The organism is Streptomyces sp. NPDC111744 (assembly GCF_055634995.1).
In genome coordinates this window covers 552440-573510 of record NZ_JBVKCG010000002.1, presented here as the reverse complement: position 1 = coordinate 573510, position 21071 = coordinate 552440, and the positions used below count along the sequence as shown (strand labels likewise).

The window sequence follows — 21071 nt, the reverse complement described above, 5'->3', positions numbered from 1 at the left end:
TCCATCAGGCCGCGCGCGAGGGTGAGCCACCCCCCGATTCCCGGCATTCAGCAGCCGCACATCCCCGGGTCCCGCGCACGTCACGCCGAGTCCAGCCTGCCAAGGAAGAAAGCAGGTGCAGATTTCCTCAGCTTCCGCTCGGCGCAGGAGACCTCCATGACCGCCATGCCCGCCTCACCCCCTGCTCTCGCCGCCCCATCCGGGGACTCCGGCTATCTGGTGCAGCTCGCCCGTGACGAGGACGACGTCCGGGCCGCGCAGCGACTGCGCCACCAGGTGTTCGCCGGAGAGATGGGCGCCCGGCTCGACGGGCCGGAACCGGGTCTGGACGTGGACGCCTTCGACGCGTTCTGCGACCACCTCCTGATCCGGGAAGCCCTCACCGGCGAGGTCGTCGGCACCTACCGACTGCTGCCGCCCGAGCGCGCCGCGGTCGCCGGCCGCCTCTACTCCGAGGGCGAGTTCGACCTGAGCCCGCTCGCCGGCATCCGCCCCGGACTGGTCGAGGTCGGCCGCTCCTGTGTGCACGCCGCCCACCGCGACGGCGCCGTGATCGGCCTCATCTGGGCCGGCATAGCCCGGTACATGGTGGACCGCGGCCACGAGTGGCTGGCCGGCTGCTGCTCCGTCCCGCTCGCCGACGGCGGCGCCCTCGCCGCCGCCACCTGGGAGCGGGTGCAGGCCAAGCACCTCGCCCCGGAGGAGCTGCGGGTACGACCGCTGCGCCCGTGGGTGCCCGAGGGGCCGGCCCCGGAGGGCCGTGCGGAACTGCCCGCGCTGCTCCGCGGCTACCTGCGCCTCGGCGCGTGGGTGTGCGGCGAGCCCGCGCACGACCCCGACTTCGGGGTCGCCGACATGTACGTCCTGCTGTCGATGCGCCGGGTCAACGCGCGCTATCTGCGGCACTTCCTCTCGCTCGTCCCGGCCTGATGAGCGTCTGGCTGCCCAGCGCGCCGTGCACCCCCGGCGCGTGCGTGGAGTCCGCGAGGTCCCTCACGGTCGTGCCCCGTGCGGTGCTGCGGTTCGCCGCGGTCGTGGCCCTGATGCTGGTCGCGATCGTGCTGCTACCGCTCGGGGAGCAAGTCCCCGCCGAGTGGGTGCGGCGGTTCTCCCGGGTGGTTGTCCGGGCCGCCGGGGTCCGGATCCGGATCACCGGCAGTGCTCCGAGCACCGGTGGGGTGCTCCTTGTCGCCAACCACATCTCCTGGATGGACATCCCGCTGCTGGCCGCCGTACGGCCCGCGCGGATGCTCGCCAAGAAGGAGATCCGCGAGTGGCCGGTGGCCGGCACGCTGGTGGCCGGCGCCGGAGCGCTGTTCATCGACCGGGACCGGCTGCGCGCACTGCCGGACGCGGTCGGCCGGATCGCCGGTGCGCTGCGGGAGGGCGCCGCGGTGGTGGCCTTCCCGGAGGGCAGCACCTGGTGCGGCCGGGCGCAGGGCCGCTTCCGCCGGGCCGTGTTCCAGGCCGCCCTGGATGCTGGTACGCCGGTGCAGCCGGTGCGGCTCCACTACCGGCTGGAAGCGGGAGAGGCCAGCACCGTGCCCGCCTACGTCGGCGAGGACACCCTGCTGGCCTCCGTGTGGCGAGTGGTGTCGACCCGTGGCCTGGTGGCCGAGGTGGACATACGGCCGCTGATACCGGCCGGCAGTCACCCGGACCGGCGCACCCTCGCCCGCGCCGCCCAGCCGGTGACCCACGAGCCGGCCTGGACGCACGCGGCTCTGGTGAGCCCCGGCTTGGGCTCTCAGTGGTCGGTCTCCAAGTGGAGCTTGAGCAAGTCGACGCCGTAGTCGCCGCCGTTTGGCGTGCGGATGACGGTGTGGATGTGCTGCGTGCGGATGACGGTGTGGATGTGCTGCTGGGTCGGCGTGCCGCCCGGACCGCCCATGCCACCGCCGCCGCCCGGCCGGCCACCGGTCGGCATCCCCGTGGGCAGGCCTGTCATCTGCCCGGTGGGCTGCCTCGAGGGCGAGCCCCCTGAGGGCCGGCCGCCATCGCTGCCGGTCCTGGTGCCGTATGCGAGCTGCATACGCCCGAACTCCGGTCCCGGGGGATGTCGGGGGGCTCCGTACGGGCGACTCGCCGGGCAGGGACAAACCCTGCGAGTCTAGCCAGCCGGCCCGTGGGGTTCGTCAGGGCTGCGGCGGGTTGTTCCGGTTCCGCTCCTGCTCGATGTAGTCGTCGGCCCTTTTCTGGCCCATGTCGACCTGGGACTGGTACTTGTTCCCGGTCCGTTGGTCGATCATGTCGCCGCCCTTTTCGACGCCCTGTTTGGCCTGGTCCTCGTGGCCCTTGAGCATCCCCTTGAGCTTGTCCAGCATGGACATGGCAGCCCTCCTCGCTGGTTGAGGCTTCCCCACCAGCGTCACCGGCCCGGGACCGGTCCGCATCTCGGCGGGCGTCCCCGTGCGGGCCCGGCGTGCCTGTGCGAGCTTGGAGACGCGGAATCCCGCCGACCGCAGAAAGGCCCGGGCCCCATGAACACTCCCGGTTTCGGATTCGGACGCAGTCCCTTCGAGGAGTTCGACGAACTGATGTCCCGCTTCTTCGGCGGATCCGGACCGGGCACAGCGGCCCGCCGCCCGCAGCGCGTCGACATCGGCAGCCTGCTGTCCGAACGGGCACGAGAGTTGGTTGCCGAGGCCCGCGACCTCGCCGCCGTCGAGGGCGGCGAGGAACTGGACGCCAGGCATCTGCTGGCCGCGACCACCACGCACGACTCCACCCGGCGGCTGCTCACCGAGGCGGGCGCGGACCCCGACCAGCTTCGCGAGCGGCTCACCGCCGGCCACGGCGGCGCCGAGAAGTCGGAGCCAACGAATCTCACCCCGGCCGCCAAGCGTGCCCTGCTGGACGCCTACCAGATCTCCCGGGCCGAGGGCGCCTCCTACATCGGCCCCGAGCATCTGCTGCGCGCGCTCGCCGCGAACCCGGAGTCGACGGCCGGACGGGCGCTCGGCGAGAGCGGCTGGGAGCCGACCCGGATGCCGGTCGAGGGCGCGGCGGAGCGGAAGAGGCCCAGCACCACGCCGACCATCGACGAGTACGGCCGTGATCTCACCGAGGACGCCCGGGCCGGGCGCCTGGACCCGGTGATCGGGCGGGACGAGGAGGTCGAGCAGACCATCGAGGTGCTCTCGCGGCGCAGCAAGAACAACCCGGTCCTGATCGGTGACCCCGGTGTCGGCAAGACCGCCATCGTCGAGGGGATCGCGCAGCGGGTCGTCGCCGGGGACGTGCCCAAGACTCTCGAAGGCAAGCGGCTGGTCTCCCTGGACCTGGCCGGGATGGTGGCCGGCACCAAGTACCGGGGCGAGTTCGAGGAGCGGCTGAAGAAACTCCTCGACGAGGTCCGCGAGCACAGCGACCGACTGGTGTTGTTCCTGGACGAGCTGCACACCGTCGTCGGCGCCGGCGGGGGCGGCGACGGGTCCCTCGACGCGGGCAACATGCTCAAACCCGCCCTCGCCCGCGGCGAGTTGCACCTGATCGGTGCGACCACGATCGACGAGTACCGCAAGCACATCGAGAAGGACGCGGCCCTGGAACGCCGGTTCGCGCCCATCCTGGTCGGTGAGCCCACCGTCGACGACACCATCGAGATCCTGCGCGGACTGCGCGACCGCTACGAGGCCCACCACCAGGTCCGGATCACCGACGAGGCCCTCGTCGCGGCGGCCGAGCTGTCCGACCGGTACATCACCTCCCGCTTCCTGCCGGACAAGGCGATCGACCTGATGGACCAGGCCGCCGCACGGGTCCGGCTGCGCTCCAAGACCCCGGCCACCGACACCCGGGACATCGAGGACCGGATCGCCGCCCTGAACCGGGAGAAGGACCAGGCCGTCGCCGACGAGGAGTACGAGCGCGCCAAGGAACTCCGCGACCGGATCAGGGAGACCGAGGCCGAGCTGGAGCAGGCGGCCACGGCCGAGGAACACGCGCCCAAGGTCACCGCCGAGGACATCGCCGAGGTCGTCTCCCGCACCACCGGCATCCCGGTCGCCGAGCTCACCGAGGAGGAGCGGGAGCGGCTGATGAAGCTGGAGGAGCACCTCCACGAGCGGGTCGTCGGCCAGGACGAGGCGATCGCCGCCGTCGCCCGCGCGGTCCGCCGTGCCCGCGCCGGAATGAGCGACCCCAACCGTCCGGTGGGCAGCTTCCTCTTCCTGGGCCCGACCGGCGTCGGCAAGACCGAGCTGGCCCGCGCCCTGGCCGCCGCCCTCTTCGGCGATGAGGGCCGCATGATCCGTCTTGACATGAGCGAGTTCCAGGAGCGCCACACGGTCTCCCGGCTGGTCGGCGCCCCGCCCGGATACGTCGGCCACGAGGAGGCCGGCCAGCTCACCGAGGCGGTGCGCAGGCAGCCGTACGCGGTGCTGCTCCTCGACGAGGTGGAGAAGGCGCACCCGGACGTCTTCAACACCCTGCTCCAGCTGCTGGACGACGGCCGACTCACCGACGCCCAGGGCCGGACCGTCGACTTCAAGAACACCGTCGTCATCATGACGTCGAACATCGGCGCCGACCGCATCCTGGTCGCCGGCACCGAGGACTACGCCAAGATCCGCGAAGCGGTGATGCCGGCCCTTCAGCAGCACTTCCGGCCGGAGTTCCTCAACCGCGTCGACGAGATCATCGTCTTCCGCGGCCTGGACCGCACCCAACTGCGCCAGATCGTCGACCTGTTGCTGGAGCACACCCGGCGCCGGCTGCATGCCCAGAACGTCAGCCTCGAAGTCACCGACGAGGCCGCGGGGTTGCTCGCGAACCTCGGTCACGAACCCGACTTCGGCGCCCGTCCGCTGCGCCGCACCATCCAGCGCGAGGTCGACGACCGCCTCGCCGACCTGCTGCTGTCCGGCCAGCTCACGGCGGGCGACCGGGCGGTGGTGGACGCGGCCGACGGCGAGATCGTAATCCGCTCCGACCAACCGGCCGAGGTCTGATCAGGGGCTCACGATCCCGGCCAGCCGCCGGTAGGAGTCCAGCAGGGCCGGGCGGTCATACGTACTGGTGGTGACCAGCACCTCGTCGGCGGCCGTCTCCTTCAGGACCGTCTCCAGCTCGTGCGCGACCTGGTCCTCGGTACCGGCGAGGTGCCCGGCGAGACCGGACTCGTAGAAGCCGCGCTCCTTCGCGGTCATCGTCCGGGTCTCCACGGCCTCGGCCGGGGGCAGCGGCGGGAAGGAGCCGTGGGTGCGGGAGTACGCCATCGACCAGGCCTCGGGGACGAGCAGCCGGCGGGCCGCCTCGGGGGTAGCGGCGACGGCGACGGTCCCAGAGATCACGACATAGGGCTCGGCCGCCCAGGGGGAGGGGCGGAAGCGGTCGCGGTAGTGGTCTATGCCACGTCGCATCTTCTCCCGGTTGCGCAGATCGCCGATGACCATCGGCAGTCCGGCGCGGGCCGCGATGTTCGCGCCCTCGCCCATCGCCAGCACGAACGGTGGCACCCGCAGCCCCTCCGCCGGGCGGGCCCGCACCCCGGTCGGTGACGTGCCTTCGAACCAGCCGAGCAGCTCACCGAGTTGCGCCGCGAAGTCCTCGGCGTCGCCCATGTCGCGTCCCAGCGCCTTGCGGACCCCGCCGGTGAAACCCACCGACCGGCCGAGCCCCATGTCGATCCGCCCGGGGAACAGCGACTCCAGCACGCCGAACTGCTCAGCCACGACCAGGGGTTGGTGGTTCGGCAGCATGACACCACCGGTGCCGACCCGGATGGTGCGGGTCGCGGCGGCGACAGCGGCCGCGAGCACGGTCGGCGCCGAACCGGCGACCCCTGGCACCCCGTGATGCTCCGACACCCAGAACCGGTGATACCCGAGCGCCTCCACCTCGCGCGCCAGCGCCACGGTGTCCCGCAGCGCCGCACCGGGGGCCTGCCCCTCCCGGGTGCGTGAGCGGTCGAGGACGGAGAACCGGGTCCGGGCGATCAGCGCGTTCACACAGGGTTCAACACCGGGGCGGCCTCAGGATTCCCGCCGCCGGCCAGGCCCCGGGGTGCGGCCGACCGCGCTCGCAGGCCCCGACCGGGTGCCGCGGGACCAGGTGGCGGACGCCGTCGACCGTCATCGGGTCGGGTGCCGGGGTGCTCCCCTTCCACTGGGTGCGGCGGTGGCGAGCAGTTGGCGGCCTCCGTCGTTCCCGCTGCCCGGCGTGGCCGGTGCCGTGGTCACGGCCCGGGGCACCGCCGCTGCATCCCTGGCGGACGGCGCCCCGGGCCGATGCCGTCGCCCCGACCAGGGCCGGTCTGACAATTCCCGTCGTCGCCCGGAGGGCGGCCTCGTGGCGTCAGGTGCGTGCTCTGGGGGTCCCCCCGGCCGGAGGCTGGGGGAGTGCCGGGCGTAGGCCCTCGTACTAAACGTACTTGGGTCTGCGCCCGCTAGGGTTACCGCGTGGCCGACAGCAGCGAGCGTCCGATCGCCGTGTTCGACATCGACAACACTCTCGCCGACACCGCGCACCGGCAGCGGTTCCTGGAGCGTACGCCCCGGGACTGGGACGCGTTCTTCGCGGCCGCGCCGCACGACCCGCCGCTCGCCGAAGGGATCGCGCTGGCCGTGGCTTCCGCGCAGGAGTGCGAGATCGTCTATCTCACCGGGCGGCCCGACCGCTGTCGTCGCGACACCCTGGACTGGCTCGCCGCCCACGGGCTGCCCGAGGGGCGTGTGCACATGCGGCGCAACGCCGACCGCAGGCCCGCCCGGCACACCAAACTGGAGATCCTGCGCCGCCTCGCCGAACGACGTGAGGTCCGTGTCCTGGTCGATGACGACGAGCTGGTGTGCGACGACGCCGAACGGGCGGGATTCACCGTGGTGCGGGCCCGCTGGGCCGACCGCTCGGCCGCGCTGGAGCAGGCCCAGGAGGGAGAGGGGCGGACCTGACCCCGTCCGGCCCGGGACCCGCCGTCGTCAGTCCTCGTCCTCGAGGCGGAAGCCCACCTTCAGGCCCACCTGGTAGTGCTCGATCTGCCCGTTCTCGATCTGGCCCCTGACCTGTGTCACCTCGAACCAGTCCAGGTTGCGCAGGGTCTGGTTGGCGCGTGCGACACCGTTGCGGATGGCCTGGTCGATGCCCTCGTGCGAGGTGCCGACGATCTCGGTGACCCGGTAGGTGTTGTTCGGCATCGGGATGCTCCTCTCGTCTCGTCGTCACTCCAAGGTGCCGCATCCGGAGGCGGAGCGCGAGGCGTCGGTGATCGTGATCGCGGTCAGCCGGTCGCGACGGCGAAGGGGCCGCCGACCCCGAACGCGAGCCGCGCGAAGTTCTCGGCGACGCGGCGATGTCCCGCCGGATCGGGGTGGACCTCGTCGGGCAGCGGGAATTCCGCGTAGTCCCGTTCGCCGTACAGGTCACGGCCGTCGAGGTAGTGCAGGTTCGGATCGTCGGCCGCCCGCTGTTCGACTGTCCGGGCGAGTTCGTCACGGATGACGTTGAGCGTCAGGCGCCCGGCTGCGCGTTCGGCCGGATCGCCCGTCGCCCTGAACCGCAGGGTTCCGCCGTCGAAGTCGGGCGCGAGCGGTCCGGGAGTGTCCTCCTGGACCGGGCACAGGAGGGCGGACACGACCAGTAGCGGCGTGGTCGGATGCCCCTCGCGCACTGTGTCCAGGAAGCCGTGGACCGCAGGGGTGAAGGCGCGCAGGCGCATGGCGTCCGCGTTGACGACATTGATGCCGATCTTCACGCTGATCAGGTCCGCGGAGGTGTCCCGCATCGCACGGGCGGTGAACGGGTCCAGCAGCGCACTGCCACCGAACCCCATGTTGACCAGCTCGACCTCGCCCTGGGCGGCTGCCAGGGCCGGCCAGATGGCGGTCGGATGCGCGGCGTTCGAGCCGTGGCTGATGGAACTGCCGTGGTGCAGCCACACCCGGCGCCCGCTTGCCGGTGCCTGCTCGACGGGGGCGTCGGTGCGCAGGGCGATCAGCTCGGTGATCTCCGTGTGCGGGAGCCAGATCTCGATGTCCTTGTCACCGGCGGGCAGACCGGTGAAGCGGGCGGTGCCGGCGGGACCCTCCGTCAGCTCGGCGGACTGGGTGAGAAGGTCGGTGATCGTGTGTACGTTGCCGCCGGCCACCGTGGCCTGGGCCGTGAGGCGGCCGTCGACCAGCAGGTCGTACACGCCGTCCGCCGGGGCGGGGAACCCTCGGTACACCCGTTTGGTGGGGAGCGTGTCCAGTTCGACGGTGGTGGCCCTGGTACGGAAGACCAGCCGCACGCCGGAGGGCTGGGCCTCGGCCAGGGCCAGTTGGCTGTCGGGGATCTGCCGGCGCGCCCGGGCGGGCAGCCGATGCGGCAGCAGTCCGTGCGCGGTCGCTTCCACGTCGAGGTAGCCGCGCAGGAGATCCGCAGTGACAGGGGTGGTGATCCAGTCGCGTTCGGTGTTCATTGCCTCAGCCTGTTGATCGACATGTCCGGACGGTCAGCAGGTGGCCCGGTTCCGCAGCAGGGCGTCGAGGGAGTCCACGACCCAGGCCCACGATTCCTGCGCGTCCGGGGCGCTGTGCTCGAAACCCCCGGCCAGCTCCAGGCTGACGTAGCCGTGGAAGACGCTGCCCAGCATCCGGACCGCGTGCGTCTGGTCGGGCTCTGTCAGGTCGTAGCCGCGCAGGATCGCCCGCGTCATCTGGGAGTGCCGCACCCCGGCACTGGCGGCCGCCGTCTCGGGATCGAGCCGGAGGCGGGCGGCGGCGTACCGGCCGGGGTGTTCCCGCGCGTAGTCGCGGTAGGCGTCCGCGAACGCGGCCAGGGCGTCCTTGCCGGCCCGCCCCGCCAGGGCGTCGGCGACCCGGTCGGCGAGTTCCTCCAGGGCGAACAGGGCGATCCTGGTCCTGAGTTCCTGGGAGTTCTTCAGGTGCGAGTACAGACTCGCGACCTTGACGTCGAACCGCCGGGCGAGTGCCGAGACGGTCACCTGGTCGAAGCCGACCTCGTCGGCCAGCTCCGCCCCCGCAAGCGTCAGCCGCTCCGGGGTCAGGCCTGCTCTCACCATAACCTTCCTCCTATCCAGCGACAACAATAAAGCATTTGCCTAAGACTTTTAGGCAAATTAGCCTGCCGCTCATGAGACCCCTGACTGAGCGGGAGATCCGCACCGCCTTCGTGAACTGCACCAAGGGCGAGGCCAAGCGCCTGTCCGTCCCCCACGACCTGGCCGAGCGACCGTGGGACGACCTGGACTTCCTCGGCTGGCGGGACCCACAGGCTCCCGACCGCGCCTACCTCGCCGTCGAGCTGGGCGACCGCCCTGTGGCGCTCGCCCTGCGCGGCTCCGGCGCCACCTCCTGGCAGACGCGGCGCAGCATGTGCTCGATATGCCTGACCACCCACACCGGAGGCGTCTCGTTGATGGTCGCCGCGAAGGCCGGCAAGGCCGGGCAGCAGGGAAACTCCGTGGGCGTCTACCTGTGCAGCGACCTCGCCTGCCCGCTGTACGTACGGGGCAAGAAGGACGCCGGCGTCGGTTCACGCCTGCCCGAGTCGCTCACCTTGGAGGAGAAGATCGAGCGAACCGTCGCGAACCTCACGGCGTTCATCGCCAGGGTCACCGCATGAGGCGACCGGCCTGACCGCCCGTGGCGGCGAATCGACGCGCAGTGTCGCCAAGCCTTGACCCTGCGCATTGGTCCATACCAAAATCCCGTACACCCGTACGAGCACCCGTGCTCGTTCCCCCACGTCGGGCCTTCTCCCCTGTCCGCCAGACAGAACAGGAACCCCTCGTGAGACGTCGTCGCCCGCTCGCCCTCGTCTGTGTGTCCGCCGCGCTGCTCAGCGCCTGTGGCGTTTTGCCGGGCGGAGCGGGTGGCCGGCACACCGTCTCGGTGTGGCTGATGCAGAACAGCGCGTCGCAGGAGTTCCTGCGCCGGTTCACCGCGGACTTCGAGCGCACCCACGAGGGCATCCGCCTGGACATCCGTATCCAGCAGTGGACCGGGATCGTGGACAAGGTGCAGACGGCGCTCAAGTCCGACTCCGTGGACGGTCCCGATGTCATCGAGGTCGGCAACACCCAGGTCCCGCAGTACGTCGAGGGCGGCCGGCTCACCGACCTCACGCTGGAGTCGATGCGGGACTGGGGCAAGGAACACTGGCTGCCCGGCCTCGCCGAACCCGGCCGGGACGACTCCCGTCAGTACGGCATCCCCTGGTACGCGGCCAACCGTGTCGTCATCTACCGCAAGGACCTCTTCGAGAAGGCCGGCATCACCTCCCCGCCCAGGACCCGCGACGAGTGGCTGGCCGACACCGGGAAGCTCAACTCGGGCGGGAACCAGGGGATCTACCTCGCCGGGCAGGACTGGTACACGCTCTCCGGGTTCGTCTGGGACGAGGGCGGGGATCTCGCGGAGGAGACGGACGCCGGCTGGAAGGGCGCCCTGGACAGTCCGGCCGCGCTGCGCGGGATGGACTTCTACCGGCGGCTCCAGGCCCTCGGCAAGGGGCCCGTGGACGCGGACGAGGAACATCCGCCCCAGGCCCAGGTGTTCGCGGGCGGTCAGGTCGCACAGATCGTCGCGGTGCCCGGCCTCGCCCAGTCCATCGTGCAGGAGAACCCCGAACTCAAGGACGAGATCGGCTACTTCCCGGTGCCGGGGCTCACGGCCGACCACCCCGGCGCCGTCTTCACCGGCGGCTCCGACCTCGTCGTACCGCAGAACACCGACCGACCCTACGACGCGACCGCCGTCGTCGGCGCACTCACCGGTGCCAAGTGGGACGCCGAACTGGCCCGCACCATGAACTACGTGCCCAACAAGACCACGCTGGCGGGCGCGGTCGCCGGGGCGGAGGGGGTCGCCGCCATGGCGGCGGGAGCCGCGCGGGGACGGGCGACCCCCCACACCCCGGACTGGCCGGCGGTCGAGGCCGACAACCCGATCAAGGGCTATATGACCGAAGTGCTCGGCGGAGCGGACCCCGCGACCGAGGCCCGCCGCGCCTCCCGGCGGATCACCGAACTTCTCGCGTCGGGCTTCGGGTGAGTCGGCTGGAAGCGGTCCGGGCCCGTGCGGCCGCCTCGCTCATGCTTCCTTCAACTCCGGTGCGTCGAGGGCTTCTTGGGTGACCTCTTCGGGCGTACGTCCGTCCGTCGCGACGACGGCCGTGGCGACCTCTTCGTACAGGTGCCGCCGCGCCTGCATCAGCTCGCGCCACTGCTTGCGCGGGTTGATGGCGAGCATGCCTGGACGCGGATGCGTCGAAGGCGGTGGTCGCGGAGGTCGACCAGGCCCACAAGGACGGCGACACCCTCGGCGGTGTGGTCGAGGTCCTGGCCTACGGCGTGCCGGTCGGCAGCGCAGCGGGTCGGCGTCCAGCTTCCCGACGTCGGCCGGGGTCGGGTACACACCTTTCGGGGCCTTCACCGTGCACAGTTCGACGACGTGGGAGACGATCTCGATGCCGGGCGTCTCCTTCAGGTACGAGCGGGCGACCGCGCCGAGCGCCACCCCGGCCGCGGTCTCCCGCGCGCAGGCACGCTCCAAAACCGGCCGGGCCTCGTCGAAACCGTACTTCTGCATGCCGGCGAGGTCGGCGCGGCCGGGACGCGGGCGGGTCAGCGGCGCGTTACGGGCCGGCCCCGCGAGGATCCCGGGATCGACCGGGTCGGCCACGACACACCTGCTGCCGCGGGTGTTCCAGGCCGCGATCGCTCTTCGCGGCCTGGAACTCTCCTCGATCACCCACCGGGAGCCTGTCGGCCCTTTCAGTGAGCGGTGGCGAGAGTGAGCGTGAAGCCGGCGTTCGGGTCGACCCAGACCTGCTGCGTACGGAGGCCCGCGTCGGCCAGTTCCGCCTGCAGCCCGTCCCTGGTGAACTTGGCGCTGCGCTCGGTGATCCATTCCTCTCCGTGCCCGAAGTGCACCGCCAGGTCGAGCTCCCGGATCTTGACGAGCTGTTCGACCCGGCTGCGGAGCCTCATCTCGATGTGACTCTCCGCGCTGTTCCACACCGATACGTGGTCGAAGGCGTCGGGGTCGAAGTCGGCGTCCAGCTCGCGGTTCAGGACGTACAGCAGGTTCTTGTCGAACTCCGCCGTGATGCCCTGGGCGTCGTCGTAGGCGGCGGTCATTTCGTGTTCCGTCTTGACGAGGTCGGCGCCGAGCAGAAGGAAGTCCTCGGGGCGCATGATGTCCCGGAGCCCGCGGAGAAAGGGGCCCCGGGCGGGGCGCCGGAAATTCCCCAGCGTGCTGCCGAGGAAGGCGATGAGCCGTGGGCCGTCCTCGGGCAGCGGAGGCAGGACGAGCGGAACCGTGAAGTCGGCACGGAGGGCGTGCAGACGGATCCCCGGATAGTCCTGGACGAGTTGGGCGCTGGCCTGATGGAGCGCGTCCGCGCTGACGTCGACGGGGACGTAGTGCAGGGCTTTCGGGCCCAGCGCCTCGATGATCAACTTGGATTTCGTCGAACTCCCGGACCCGAGTTCGACCATGCTGCGGGCCCCGGTCAACGCGGCCACATCCCGGGCGTGGAGCTGCAGCAGTCCCAGTTCCGCCCTCCACAGGGGGTACTCCGGAAGCTGGGTGATCTCCTCGAAGAGTTCGCTGCCACGGGCGTCGTAGAACCACGTGGGTGCTGTGGACTTGGGGGTGCCGGTCAGTCCGCCGCGGATGTCGGCGCGCAGGGCCTTGGCGTAGTGTTCGGCGTCGAGGGTGTCGGTGTAGCCGTAGGCGCGGGTGCTGGTCATGATTGCCTCATTTCAGTCGACGTCGTGCCGGTGAGTGCTCGGAGTGACTGCAGGAACGGGAACTCAGGCCTCGGCCTCTCCTTGGGCCGGCCCCGATGCTCGGGGGTGGGCCCGGACCTGAGCCCTCTGCGTCGCCGGCCAGGGCCGACTGGCATGTCCGAAGGGAGTGTCCGTCGCGTCCTCGGGAAGGGTGCGGGTGACACGGAGGGGACTCACGTACAGGGCTCCTTCGGGGATACGGATGCCGGGGCCTCGCCCGGTTTCTCGACCGATTCGTCCTGGGCCGGGCCGTCCTCGCCCGGCTTCTCGACCGGGGCGAGGGTGACGGCCCGGCGGCTCGCGACGAGCAGCGTGCGGTCGGGGACCTCCCGCCAGCGCGGGTCGTCGTCGTACGGCTCGGAGGCGACGACGACGCGGTGGCCGGGTTCCGAGAGGTAGTAGAGGCTGTCGCCCCAGGCGGTGGCGGCGATGGTCTCGCCGTCGGTGAGCAGGAGGTTCAGCCGCGCGGTCGGGGCCGCCTCGGCGATCTGGCGAACCGTTTCGGCAAGGGCTGAGCCCGGCGGCGTGCCGGACCGCAGCCGGTGCAGAGCCAGCGCCCAGACGAACGCCGAATCGGTGCGCGCCTCCATCGACAGCAGGTCGGCCGGGGGCAGTAGCGGGACGAGGGATGCCACCGACCGCGGCCAGCCGGGGATCGCCCCGTTGTGGCTGAACAGCCAGCGGCCCGCGGCGAACGGGGCAGCCGCGGCCTCCGCGTCCGCACCCGCCAGGGTCGCGTCCCGTACGGCGGCGAGCACGGCGCCGGTGCGCACGACCCGGGCCAGGTCGGCGAAGGACTGGTCGGCCCAGATCGGCCCGGCCCGCCGGTAGCGGGCCGGCTGCGGATCCTCCTGGGCGTACCAACCCACCCCGAATCCGTCGGCGTTGACCGTCCCGTACCGCTGCCGCCGGGGCGCCCACGACTGGCGGTAGAGGGAGTGTTCGGGCTCCACGAGGAGCCGGCCGAGTGGCTCCTCGGGTCCCAGACAGGCCAGATGACGGCACATCAGGCGGTCTCCGCGGCCGAACGGGCGGTGCGGAAGCCGGAGAAGATCTGCCGCCGGATCGGGTAGTCCCAGTTGCGGAACGTTCCCCGGCAGGCCACCGGGTCCACGGCGAACGAACCGCCGCGCAGCACCTTGTACTCGGGGCCGAAGAACACCTCCGAGTACTCCTTGTACGGGAAGGCGGTGAAGCCGGGGTAGGGGAGGAAGTCGCTCGACGTCCACTCCCAGACGTCACCGATCAACTGCCGTACGCCCAGCGGTGACTCGCCCTCCGGGTAACTGCCTGCCGGTGCGGGACGCAGATGCCGCTGGCCGAGGTTGGCGTGGGCCGGTGCCGGTTCGGCGTCGCCCCACGGGTAGCGCCGGGACCGGTTCTCGCCGGGGTGGTGCCGGGCGGCCTTCTCCCACTCGGCCTCGGTGGGCAGCCGGCGCCCGGCCCAGCGGGCGTAGGCGTCCGCCTCGTACCAGCTCACGTGCAGCACCGGCTCCTCCGGCGGTACGACCTCGGTGACCCCGAACCGGCGCCGCAGCCACTGGCCGCCCTCACGGTGCCAGAAGTGCGGGGCGACGATCGAGTGCTGCCGGATGTGCGCCCAGCCATCGGGCGTCCACCAGCGCTCGTTCTCGTAGCCGCCGTCCTCGATGAAGGCCAGGTACTGGCCGTTGGTCACCGGCGTGGTGTCGATCCAGTAGGGCGCCACCTCCCGCCGGTGCGCGGGGCGTTCGTTGTCCAGCGCCCACGGTTCGGTGGAGGTGCCCATGGTGAACGGGCCGCCGGGGACCAGGACTTCGGCCGGACCGGTGAACGGCGGCGTCGGGTCCGGGTCCGGGGCGGTCAGGGCCTGGGGGCCCTTGCGGAGCTGATGGGTGATCAGCATCGTCTCGTCATGCTGCTGTTCGTGCTGGGCGATCATCCCGAAGGCGAAGCCCGCCTCGGTCAGCCGCGAGCCGCTGAACGCCGAGCCCTCCAGCAGGTCCAGGGCCCGGCCGCGCACCTCCGCCGCATAGCGCCGGGCCTCGGCGGGCGGCAGCAGCGGTAGCGTGGGCCGTTCGGAACGCGGGTGCTCGAAGGCGTCGTAGAGGCTGTCGATCTCGGGGCGCATCGCCTCCCGGCCGCCGACGTTGCGCAGCAGCCAGAGTTCCTCCTGGTTGCCGATGTGCGCCAGGTCCCAGACCAGCGGGGACATCAGCGGGGAATGCTGGGCGGTGAGGTCGGGCTCCTCTACGCAGCTGGTCAGGAGCATGGTGCGGTCCCGGGCCGTGATCAGGGACTTCAGGGCCCGGTCCCGCAGGGTCTCGATGTCGATGTCGGTCTCGGGGGCGGTCATGCGGGGATGTCCTTCCCGTGGGCGCGGCTCGATGTTCCGCGCAGGGGGTCCAGCAGGTCGTCGGCCGGGCAGCGGCCCTTGAGGACGTACCGGTCGAAGTACGCCGTCACGGCGGCCACGACCTCGGGGGCCGCGCCCAGCCGGGGCAGGGCCTCCAGCGCCGCCGCGAAACAGCCGACGGCGGCCTCGTGCAGCTCCGGGTCGCCGAGCCCGGTCCGGGCGGCGTCGACCCACAGCGGATTGTGCGGGGCGGGCCGTGGCTCCGCCCGCTCGGCCAGCGGTTTCACCGTCCGGTACGCGGTCTCGGCGGCCTCCGGGTCGTCGAACAGCGCCGCCGTCACCGCCAGCGGCACGATCCAGCCGTCGTCGCCGGGCTGTGCGTCGATCATCCGCAGCTCCAGATGACCGCGCGGCCGGACCGGCGGGAACAGCGTGGTGAGGTGGTACGCGAGATCCGCCCTGGTGGGCGACCCCGACCGGGTCCACTCCCGGAAGGTGAGGCCCTCGGGCACCTCCCAGGGGCCGCTGTCCCGTCGTACGCACATCACCGGGGCGTCCAGCACACGCCGGGCCCAGGAGGTCCGCGGGTCGCCGGCCAGCGGGGGCGCTCCCGCGCGGCCCGCGTCGATCTCCATCCACAGCAGCTGCCGGGTGGAGACCCAGCCGGTGGGCCGACCTCCCGCAAGGGGGGAGTTCGCGAAGGCGGCCACCAGGACCGGGCCCAGCTGATGGGCCAGCCACCAGCGGCGCGTGTGCCCCAGCGGGCCGGGCTCCTCATGGCCGGCGTCCAGGCAGACCTGCACGGAGGCCGAGCTGCACATCATGTGGCGCCCCGCCGGACCGGCCCGGTCCAGGCACCTCTCCATCGCCTCGTAGCGCGGTTCGCGCAGGAAGCGGCGGGGTGTGTGCCAGGGATCGTGACCGGCGCCCACGAGACCGAGGCCCTGCTCGGCGAGGACCGTACGGACGGCGTCCAGGTCGGCGGATACGGTGCCGATGCACTCCATCAGGGAGGCGGCGGGCGGCGAGCTCAGCTCCAGCTGGCCGCCGGGTTCGACGGTGAGCGTCGACCCGAGGGGCACCGTGCGCAGTGCGGCGTAGGCCGCTTCGAGTCTTTCGGGTGTCACGGGGAGCTGCGGCTGCCGCAGCTCGTGAACCAGCCATTCCACTTCGACCCCGAGCGTGCGGGGCGGGCCGGTCTTGAAGCAGATGCCCTTGACCAAGGCCTCCACCTCGGCTTCGGTGACAGCGGTGCGGTCGTCCGAGAAGTCGGTTTTCATCGACCCGTCGGTACAGTCGCCGCCGTCGGATATCGAGTCGGACATGTAGGGATCCTCCTGAGATTCCACCATGCCGCCGGCCCGGCCGTGGATGGGTCCGGGACGGCACGTCCGTTCCACCCAAGACCTTCGCGCCGATTCGCACAAGGGCACCTATCGGGACGTTCTAGATCGGTAACCTCTGCTTCCTTGCACGTTCGGAACCGTTTCGGGTGCAGGAAACTCCGTTGCACCGCATCACCAGCATCGCCCAGGATGCGTACATGAGCACGACGGGGGAGACCGCGCGGGCCGCGGTCATGGCGTCCACGGGGGTGGCGCCATGAGCGCGCGCCTGCGCGGGATCGCCCAGGAGACCGAAAAGATCGTGGCGTCGGGGGCCTATCGGACCCCCGACGGCCGGGAGATCCTCCTGGCGGCCGACATCGCCGCCGCACAGGCAGGGACGCGGATCCACGGCCCGGAACCGGTGCCGGTCCCGCCGACCGCCCCGGTGGAGACGGTCGTCGAGGTCACCGGCGAGAGCAGCCTGGAGGCCGCCCGCCGGCTGGCCGACGCCCCGGTCGCCGTCCTGAACTTCGCCTCGGCCCGCAATCCGGGCGGCGGCTATCTGAACGGCGCCCAGGCGCAGGAGGAGGCGCTGTGCCGCGCCTCCGCGCTCTACGCCTGCCAGGTGCACGCCCGCGCCTTCTACGACCACCACCGCGCCCACCGCGACCCGTTCTACTCGGACCGGGTGATCCACTCCCCGGCCGTCCCGGTCTTCCGGGACGACCGCGGCGGCCTCCTCACCGAGCCCTACCGCGCGGGCTTCCTCACGTCCGCCGCGCCCAACGCGGGCGTGATCCGCCGTACGACGCCGGAACGCGCCGGTGAGCTGCCGGGCGCCCTCGCCGTACGGGCCGAGCGGGTCCTGGAGGTGGCGGCCGCGAACGGTTACCGGCGGCTGGTCCTCGGCGCCTGGGGCTGCGGGGTCTTCCAGAACGACCCCCGGCAGGTCGCGGGGGCCTTCCGGGGGCTGCTGGGCCCCGGCGGACGGTTCGAGCGGACCTTCGAGCACGTGGTGTTCGGGGTCCTGGACCGTACGCCGGGATCGGTGGTCCGGGCGGCCTTCACCGAGGCCTTCCAGCAGGCCGCCCTCGACGGCTGACGCCCAGGGGGTGTCCGGCGGATCAGGTCGGCTGTGAGAAGCGGCCCTTCTTGGCCGAGTCGGGCGGGATCCGGTGCGTGCAGCTGCAAGGCGGAGGAGGCGTGCTGGGGAGGGGGTGCCAGACCCCGCGACGCCGGCATGATCCGCCCGGCAACCCCTGGCGGCTCACTTCCAGCCGTAGCGCTCGTGCAGCCGGTTGCGTACGAGGTTGAAGCGGCCCCGGTCCAGCGCGCACGCCTCCCGGCGCATGCCGTCCTCGTGCAGCCGCAGTACACGGTCCACGTCCACCCAGGAGTCGCGCCCCGACCGGTCCCAGGGGCCGCTGCCGATCGCCACCCACTCGCGGTCGTGGTCGTGCCGCTTGCTCGACAGCTGTACGGCGAGCAACGTGCCGGCCGCCTCCCGGGCGACGACGAGCACCGGCCGGTCCTTGCCCCGGCCGTCGTTCTCCTCGAAGGGCACCCAGGTCCACACGATCTCACCGGGATCGGGGTCGCCGTCGTGGGCGGGAGAGTATTCGGTGCGCACCCTGCCGACCTCGTGCGGGTCGGCCTCGGTGGTCGCGGTGGGGCCGTAACGGCCGGGGATGTTCTCGTCGTCGGTAAGCGCAGTCACGAGGGCACCATAAGGGGCCTCAGCCTGCGAGAACAGGCGGGGTACCGGTGCCGCGCAGCTCCGACTCGATCAACCCGGCGGTGATGTCGGCGCGTTCGATGTGCGGAAGGTGGCCGGCGCCCGGGATCGGCTCGAACCGGCCCTGCGGGAAGGCCTTCGCGTAGGCGGCTCCGTAGGCGGGGGTGACGACACGGTCGCTCTCGCCCCAGATCACCAGCACCGGCTGAGGCACCCGGCCCAGCCGGGGCAGCAGCTTCGGACTGGTCATCCGGCCGCCGTCGGTGAGCAGCCGCATGGTCGCCATGTTGGCCTGACGGCGGGCGAGTTCGGCGGCGGGCAGGGTGGCCGGGTCGACGTAGAAGCGGTCCGGGTCGTGCCAGGAGTGTTCGGCCTGGGCGCGCGGATCCAGCGCGAAGAAGTCGGTGACCGTCTCGCCCTCGATGTCCGCGCCGACCGCGTTGATCAGGACCAGGCCGGTGATCAGTCCCGCCGTGTCGCGTATCGCCATCTCGGCGGCGAGTTGGCCGCCCAGCGAGGAGCCGACCACCAGGACGTCGCTCAACTCGCTGTCCTGGAGCAGGTGCAGATAGGCGAGGGCGAGGTCGTCGACGCTCGTGAACCAGTCGGGGCGGGGTGTTCCGTCCCAGCCGGGGTGGACCGGGGTCAGGGCGCGTCCGGACTCGGCGAGGCGGGCGGCGAGACCGGCGACGGTGGCGGGGCCGCCGCCTCCGTGCAGGACGAGCACCGGGCGGCCGGAACCGGCCTCGGTCAGGGAGATGGACAGGTCGGGATACACCTGGACGGTGCGGTTCGTCGTCATGCCGAGGACTCTAACTAAACATCTTTATATAAACAAGCTTAGCCATCGGTTAGACTTGGCCCATGCACGATGACCTGCAAGTTCTCGGAAGAGCGGTCAAACAGGCCCAGTACCGGCAGCACCGGGCGATGGACAGCGCGCTCTCGGCCGTCGGCACCACCCTCGCGCAGTGGGACGCGTTGCGCGCCATCGACCGGTCGCCGGGCGCCTCGGCGCGCGAGCTGGCCGCGGCCACCTTCCAGAGCGAGCAGGCCTTCGGCACGCTGGTGGGCCGGCTGGCCGCACAGGGCCTGGTGGAACGGCGGCCGGGCCAGGGAAGGCGCATCCAACACCATCTGACCCCGGACGGCGAGCGGATGCTGGCGGCCGGGCACGGGGTGGCCGGCGAGGTCCTCGCGGGATGCTTCGCCGGGCTGACGGCGGCGGAGCGCACGACCCTGCTGGAGCTGTTGCGGCGACTCAACGAGCAGGAGTGAGCAGGGAGGTGCCCCCGGTCCGGCCGGGGGCACCCCTGTCTCCCGCTCTCGGCTACTCGCCGTCCTGCTCCAGCGGAACCTTCTGCGTCTTCGGGGCCGCGGCCCCGTTGAGAATCGGCGAAGTCCCGTTCGGGACCTGCCCGTTCTGGTTCATCGACGCCAGCAGCTGGCGTGCCAGCCCCAGTCCGGTACCGCCCATCGTGAGCGCCTTGGCGAACATCTCGCCCATACCGTCGGCACCGTTGAGCAACACCATGTTGTCGACGTTGCCGAAGGCGGACGCACCGGCCCTGACGATCTCCGGCCAGTTCTCGGCGAGTTGCTGGGCGACGACCGCCTCCTGGTTCTCGGCCAGGGCGGCGGCTCGGGCCTTGATGGCCTCCGCCTCCGCGAGACCCTGGGCCTTGGTCGCCTCGGCCTCCGCCAGACCCCTGGCCTGTGCGGCGGCCGCCTCGGCCTCACCGGTGGCCCGAGTGGCAGCCGCGCCGGCCGCACCCCGGGACTTGGTCGCCTCGGCCTCGGCGGCCGCGGCCGTCTTGACCCGGGTCGCCTCGGCCGCCGCTGCCAGCTCCGTCTCCTTCGCCTTGGCCTGGGCCGCCGAGATACGCGCGTCACGCTCGGCCTCGGCCAGCGTCCGCTTCTCATAGGCCTTGGCGTCGGCCGGCTTGCGGACGTCCGCCTGGAGCTGCTGCTCCCGCCGCTGCGCCTCCAGTTCGGCGACCCGGGTCTCCTGGACCACGACCTCCTGCCGGGCGGCCGCGTCGGCGAGCGGACCGGACTGCCTGGCGCTGGCCGCCGCCTTGTCCCGCTCGGCCTGGTAGCCGGCCTGGAGGATCTCGCTGTCCCGGGTGGCCTCCGCCATCCGGGCGAACGAGGCCTGCTCCGCCTCGGTGGCGAGACGGTTCGCCTCCGCCTGCGCGATCCGCGCGTCCCGCTGGACGGCGGCCGCGTGCGGCATCGCCAGGTTCTGGATGTATCCGGTCGGATCCTCGATCTCATGGATCTGCAGGGAGTCGACGATGAGCCCCAGCTTCTCCATCTCCGTGCCACAGGCGGCCCGGGTCTGCCCGGTGAGCTTCTCGCGGTCGCGGATCATGTCCTCGACCGTCAATCCGCCCACGATGGACCGCAGATGACCGGCGAACACGTTGTGCACCCGCTCGGACATCATCTTCTGCTGGTCCAGGAAACGGCGGCCCGCGTTGGCGATCGACACGAAGTCGTCGCCCACCTTGAAGATGACCACACCCCGCACCTTCAGCGGAATGCCCTGGGTGGTCACGCAATCCACGTGCAACTCGGTCTCGTTCAGATCGAGGGAGAGCTTGCGCACCGCCTGCACGCCGGGCAGTACCAGCGTGCCGCGCCCCGTGACGATGCGGAATCCCATGCCCGCCTCAAGGCCCTCGGTCCGGTGGTTGGAACCGGAGATGATGAGCGCCTCGTTCGGTTCGGCGACCCGCCACATCATCTTGAACAGACCGATCAACACGAGCACGGCAACGACCGCCGCCCCCGCAACGACGCCGATGACCATCGGCATACGCCCCCTTTGGATGGTGCCCTGTCGGCACCGAACGAAGGGAGTGTGCGCCTGCGCGAGCGCGGGGTGAAGACGCTGACGGATCCTTGTTGCAATCTTGACGCACACGTCCCTCA

At 71.6% G+C, this 21071-nt stretch carries 21 protein-coding genes and 2 pseudogenes; 8 read left to right on the top strand and 15 right to left on the bottom strand.

What is annotated here, in order from left to right; genetic code table 11:
• The first annotated feature begins 156 nt into the window (after positions 1-156).
• Positions 157-930, top strand: a complete 774-nt coding sequence (locus ACZ7OO_RS06750) for a GNAT family N-acetyltransferase (RefSeq protein ID WP_471502145.1) — start codon at positions 157-159, stop codon at positions 928-930.
• Positions 930-1793 (top strand): lysophospholipid acyltransferase family protein, encoded by an 864-nt coding sequence (locus ACZ7OO_RS06745; RefSeq protein WP_471502143.1) that lies wholly within the window; start codon positions 930-932, stop codon positions 1791-1793. Before ACZ7OO_RS06750 ends, ACZ7OO_RS06745 begins: the two co-directional genes overlap by 1 nt.
• Here ACZ7OO_RS06745 and ACZ7OO_RS06740 read toward each other — a convergent pair.
• A complete protein-coding gene (locus tag ACZ7OO_RS06740; protein WP_471502141.1) occupies positions 1748-1948 on the bottom strand; it encodes a hypothetical protein in 201 nt (66 codons plus the stop codon). The genes ACZ7OO_RS06745 and ACZ7OO_RS06740 overlap by 46 nt on opposite strands.
• Positions 1949-2135: 187 nt before the next feature.
• Positions 2136-2330 (bottom strand): antitoxin, encoded by a 195-nt coding sequence (locus ACZ7OO_RS06735; RefSeq protein WP_352221315.1) that lies wholly within the window; start codon positions 2328-2330, stop codon positions 2136-2138.
• Between the two features lie 150 nt (positions 2331-2480).
• Here ACZ7OO_RS06735 and ACZ7OO_RS06730 point away from each other — a divergent pair, with 150 nt between their 5' ends.
• Positions 2481-4952, top strand: coding sequence for an ATP-dependent Clp protease ATP-binding subunit (locus tag ACZ7OO_RS06730; protein ID WP_471502138.1), 2472 nt, complete (start codon positions 2481-2483; stop codon positions 4950-4952).
• On the opposite strand, the gene ACZ7OO_RS06725 is transcribed toward ACZ7OO_RS06730, so the two are convergent.
• Positions 4953-5951: an LLM class flavin-dependent oxidoreductase gene (locus ACZ7OO_RS06725; RefSeq protein ID WP_471502136.1), complete on the bottom strand. Its 999-nt coding sequence runs from the start codon at positions 5949-5951 to the stop codon at positions 4953-4955.
• A gap of 450 nt (positions 5952-6401) precedes the next feature.
• Here ACZ7OO_RS06725 and ACZ7OO_RS06720 point away from each other — a divergent pair, with 450 nt between their 5' ends.
• Positions 6402-6893, top strand: a complete 492-nt coding sequence (locus ACZ7OO_RS06720) for a phosphatase domain-containing protein (protein WP_471502134.1) — start codon at positions 6402-6404, stop codon at positions 6891-6893.
• Between the two features lie 27 nt (positions 6894-6920).
• On the opposite strand, the gene ACZ7OO_RS06715 is transcribed toward ACZ7OO_RS06720, so the two are convergent.
• The 3 genes from ACZ7OO_RS06715 to ACZ7OO_RS06705 all read right to left on the bottom strand — a co-directional run bounded on the left by ACZ7OO_RS06715 (position 6921) and on the right by ACZ7OO_RS06705 (position 9001).
• Positions 6921-7136, bottom strand: coding sequence for a dodecin (locus tag ACZ7OO_RS06715; RefSeq protein ID WP_352224898.1), 216 nt, complete (start codon positions 7134-7136; stop codon positions 6921-6923).
• An 83-nt stretch (positions 7137-7219) separates the two neighbouring features.
• The gene (locus ACZ7OO_RS06710; protein WP_471502132.1) at positions 7220-8398 is read right to left on the bottom strand and encodes a GDSL-type esterase/lipase family protein; all 1179 of its coding nucleotides are present in this window, start codon (positions 8396-8398) and stop codon (positions 7220-7222) included.
• Positions 8399-8431: 33 nt separating this feature from the next.
• Positions 8432-9001 carry a TetR/AcrR family transcriptional regulator gene (locus ACZ7OO_RS06705; RefSeq protein ID WP_471502130.1) on the bottom strand — a complete coding sequence of 190 codons (570 nt, stop codon included), beginning with the start codon at positions 8999-9001 and terminating at the stop codon, positions 8432-8434.
• Positions 9002-9072: 71 nt separating this feature from the next.
• Between ACZ7OO_RS06705 and ACZ7OO_RS06700 the strand changes: the two genes are divergently transcribed.
• Complete coding sequence (locus ACZ7OO_RS06700; RefSeq protein ID WP_471502128.1) at positions 9073-9564, top strand: FBP domain-containing protein; 492 nt, start codon at positions 9073-9075, stop codon at positions 9562-9564.
• A gap of 167 nt (positions 9565-9731) precedes the next feature.
• Entirely contained in the window at positions 9732-10994 is a 1263-nt protein-coding gene (locus ACZ7OO_RS06695) for an extracellular solute-binding protein (protein ID WP_471502126.1), read from the top strand.
• A 39-nt stretch (positions 10995-11033) separates the two neighbouring features.
• Here the strand turns inward: ACZ7OO_RS06695 and ACZ7OO_RS06690 are convergent.
• From ACZ7OO_RS06690 to egtA, 6 genes and pseudogenes are all read right to left on the bottom strand, one after another.
• Positions 11034-11192, bottom strand: a pseudogene (locus tag ACZ7OO_RS06690) (shikimate kinase); the annotation flags it as partial.
• Between the two features lie 102 nt (positions 11193-11294).
• Positions 11295-11624, bottom strand: a pseudogene (locus tag ACZ7OO_RS06685) (chorismate synthase); the annotation flags it as partial.
• A gap of 92 nt (positions 11625-11716) precedes the next feature.
• Positions 11717-12697 (bottom strand): L-histidine N(alpha)-methyltransferase, encoded by a 981-nt coding sequence (gene egtD, locus ACZ7OO_RS06680; RefSeq protein WP_471502124.1) that lies wholly within the window; start codon positions 12695-12697, stop codon positions 11717-11719.
• Between the two features lie 212 nt (positions 12698-12909).
• Positions 12910-13743, bottom strand: coding sequence for an ergothioneine biosynthesis protein EgtC (egtC, locus tag ACZ7OO_RS06675; RefSeq protein ID WP_471502122.1), 834 nt, complete (start codon positions 13741-13743; stop codon positions 12910-12912).
• Positions 13743-15071 carry an ergothioneine biosynthesis protein EgtB gene (gene egtB / locus ACZ7OO_RS06670; protein ID WP_471502120.1) on the bottom strand — a complete coding sequence of 443 codons (1329 nt, stop codon included), beginning with the start codon at positions 15069-15071 and terminating at the stop codon, positions 13743-13745. The genes egtC and egtB overlap by 1 nt, the downstream gene beginning before the upstream one ends.
• Positions 15068-16396, bottom strand: coding sequence for an ergothioneine biosynthesis glutamate--cysteine ligase EgtA (gene egtA / locus ACZ7OO_RS06665; protein ID WP_471502118.1), 1329 nt, complete (start codon positions 16394-16396; stop codon positions 15068-15070). The genes egtB and egtA overlap by 4 nt, the downstream gene beginning before the upstream one ends.
• A gap of 277 nt (positions 16397-16673) precedes the next feature.
• Here egtA and ACZ7OO_RS06660 point away from each other — a divergent pair, with 277 nt between their 5' ends.
• Complete coding sequence (locus ACZ7OO_RS06660) at positions 16674-17501, top strand: TIGR02452 family protein (RefSeq protein WP_471502116.1); 828 nt, start codon at positions 16674-16676, stop codon at positions 17499-17501.
• A gap of 165 nt (positions 17502-17666) precedes the next feature.
• On the opposite strand, the gene ACZ7OO_RS06655 is transcribed toward ACZ7OO_RS06660, so the two are convergent.
• Both ACZ7OO_RS06655 and ACZ7OO_RS06650 read right to left on the bottom strand, forming a co-directional pair.
• Positions 17667-18116: a type II toxin-antitoxin system PemK/MazF family toxin gene (locus ACZ7OO_RS06655; RefSeq protein ID WP_471502114.1), complete on the bottom strand. Its 450-nt coding sequence runs from the start codon at positions 18114-18116 to the stop codon at positions 17667-17669.
• 19 nt (positions 18117-18135) lie between these two features.
• Positions 18136-18936 carry an alpha/beta fold hydrolase gene (locus ACZ7OO_RS06650; protein WP_471502112.1) on the bottom strand — a complete coding sequence of 267 codons (801 nt, stop codon included), beginning with the start codon at positions 18934-18936 and terminating at the stop codon, positions 18136-18138.
• A 62-nt stretch (positions 18937-18998) separates the two neighbouring features.
• Here ACZ7OO_RS06650 and ACZ7OO_RS06645 point away from each other — a divergent pair, with 62 nt between their 5' ends.
• Entirely contained in the window at positions 18999-19412 is a 414-nt protein-coding gene (locus tag ACZ7OO_RS06645; RefSeq protein ID WP_471502110.1) for a MarR family winged helix-turn-helix transcriptional regulator, read from the top strand.
• Between the two features lie 52 nt (positions 19413-19464).
• Here ACZ7OO_RS06645 and ACZ7OO_RS06640 read toward each other — a convergent pair whose 3' ends face one another.
• Entirely contained in the window at positions 19465-20955 is a 1491-nt protein-coding gene (locus ACZ7OO_RS06640; protein WP_471502108.1) for an SPFH domain-containing protein, read from the bottom strand.
• Positions 20956-21071: the final 116 nt, after the last annotated feature.

Coding starts and splice junctions, on each gene's coding strand:
- ACZ7OO_RS06750 (WP_471502145.1), top strand. CDS start 157: ATGACCGCCATGCCCGCCTCACCCCCTGCTCTCGCCGCCCCATCCGGG.
- ACZ7OO_RS06745 (WP_471502143.1), top strand. CDS start 930: ATGAGCGTCTGGCTGCCCAGCGCGCCGTGCACCCCCGGCGCGTGCGTG.
- ACZ7OO_RS06740 (WP_471502141.1), bottom strand. CDS start 1,948: ATGACAGGCCTGCCCACGGGGATGCCGACCGGTGGCCGGCCGGGCGGC.
- ACZ7OO_RS06735 (WP_352221315.1), bottom strand. CDS start 2,330: ATGTCCATGCTGGACAAGCTCAAGGGGATGCTCAAGGGCCACGAGGAC.
- ACZ7OO_RS06730 (WP_471502138.1), top strand. CDS start 2,481: ATGAACACTCCCGGTTTCGGATTCGGACGCAGTCCCTTCGAGGAGTTC.
- ACZ7OO_RS06715 (WP_352224898.1), bottom strand. CDS start 7,136: ATGCCGAACAACACCTACCGGGTCACCGAGATCGTCGGCACCTCGCAC.
- ACZ7OO_RS06710 (WP_471502132.1), bottom strand. CDS start 8,398: ATGAACACCGAACGCGACTGGATCACCACCCCTGTCACTGCGGATCTC.
- ACZ7OO_RS06705 (WP_471502130.1), bottom strand. CDS start 9,001: ATGGTGAGAGCAGGCCTGACCCCGGAGCGGCTGACGCTTGCGGGGGCG.
- ACZ7OO_RS06700 (WP_471502128.1), top strand. CDS start 9,073: ATGAGACCCCTGACTGAGCGGGAGATCCGCACCGCCTTCGTGAACTGC.
- egtD (WP_471502124.1), bottom strand. CDS start 12,697: ATGACCAGCACCCGCGCCTACGGCTACACCGACACCCTCGACGCCGAA.
- egtC (WP_471502122.1), bottom strand. CDS start 13,743: ATGTGCCGTCATCTGGCCTGTCTGGGACCCGAGGAGCCACTCGGCCGG.
- egtB (WP_471502120.1), bottom strand. CDS start 15,071: ATGACCGCCCCCGAGACCGACATCGACATCGAGACCCTGCGGGACCGG.
- egtA (WP_471502118.1), bottom strand. CDS start 16,396: ATGTCCGACTCGATATCCGACGGCGGCGACTGTACCGACGGGTCGATG.
- ACZ7OO_RS06660 (WP_471502116.1), top strand. CDS start 16,674: ATGAGCGCGCGCCTGCGCGGGATCGCCCAGGAGACCGAAAAGATCGTG.
- ACZ7OO_RS06650 (WP_471502112.1), bottom strand. CDS start 18,936: ATGACGACGAACCGCACCGTCCAGGTGTATCCCGACCTGTCCATCTCC.
- ACZ7OO_RS06645 (WP_471502110.1), top strand. CDS start 18,999: ATGCACGATGACCTGCAAGTTCTCGGAAGAGCGGTCAAACAGGCCCAG.
- ACZ7OO_RS06640 (WP_471502108.1), bottom strand. CDS start 20,955: ATGCCGATGGTCATCGGCGTCGTTGCGGGGGCGGCGGTCGTTGCCGTG.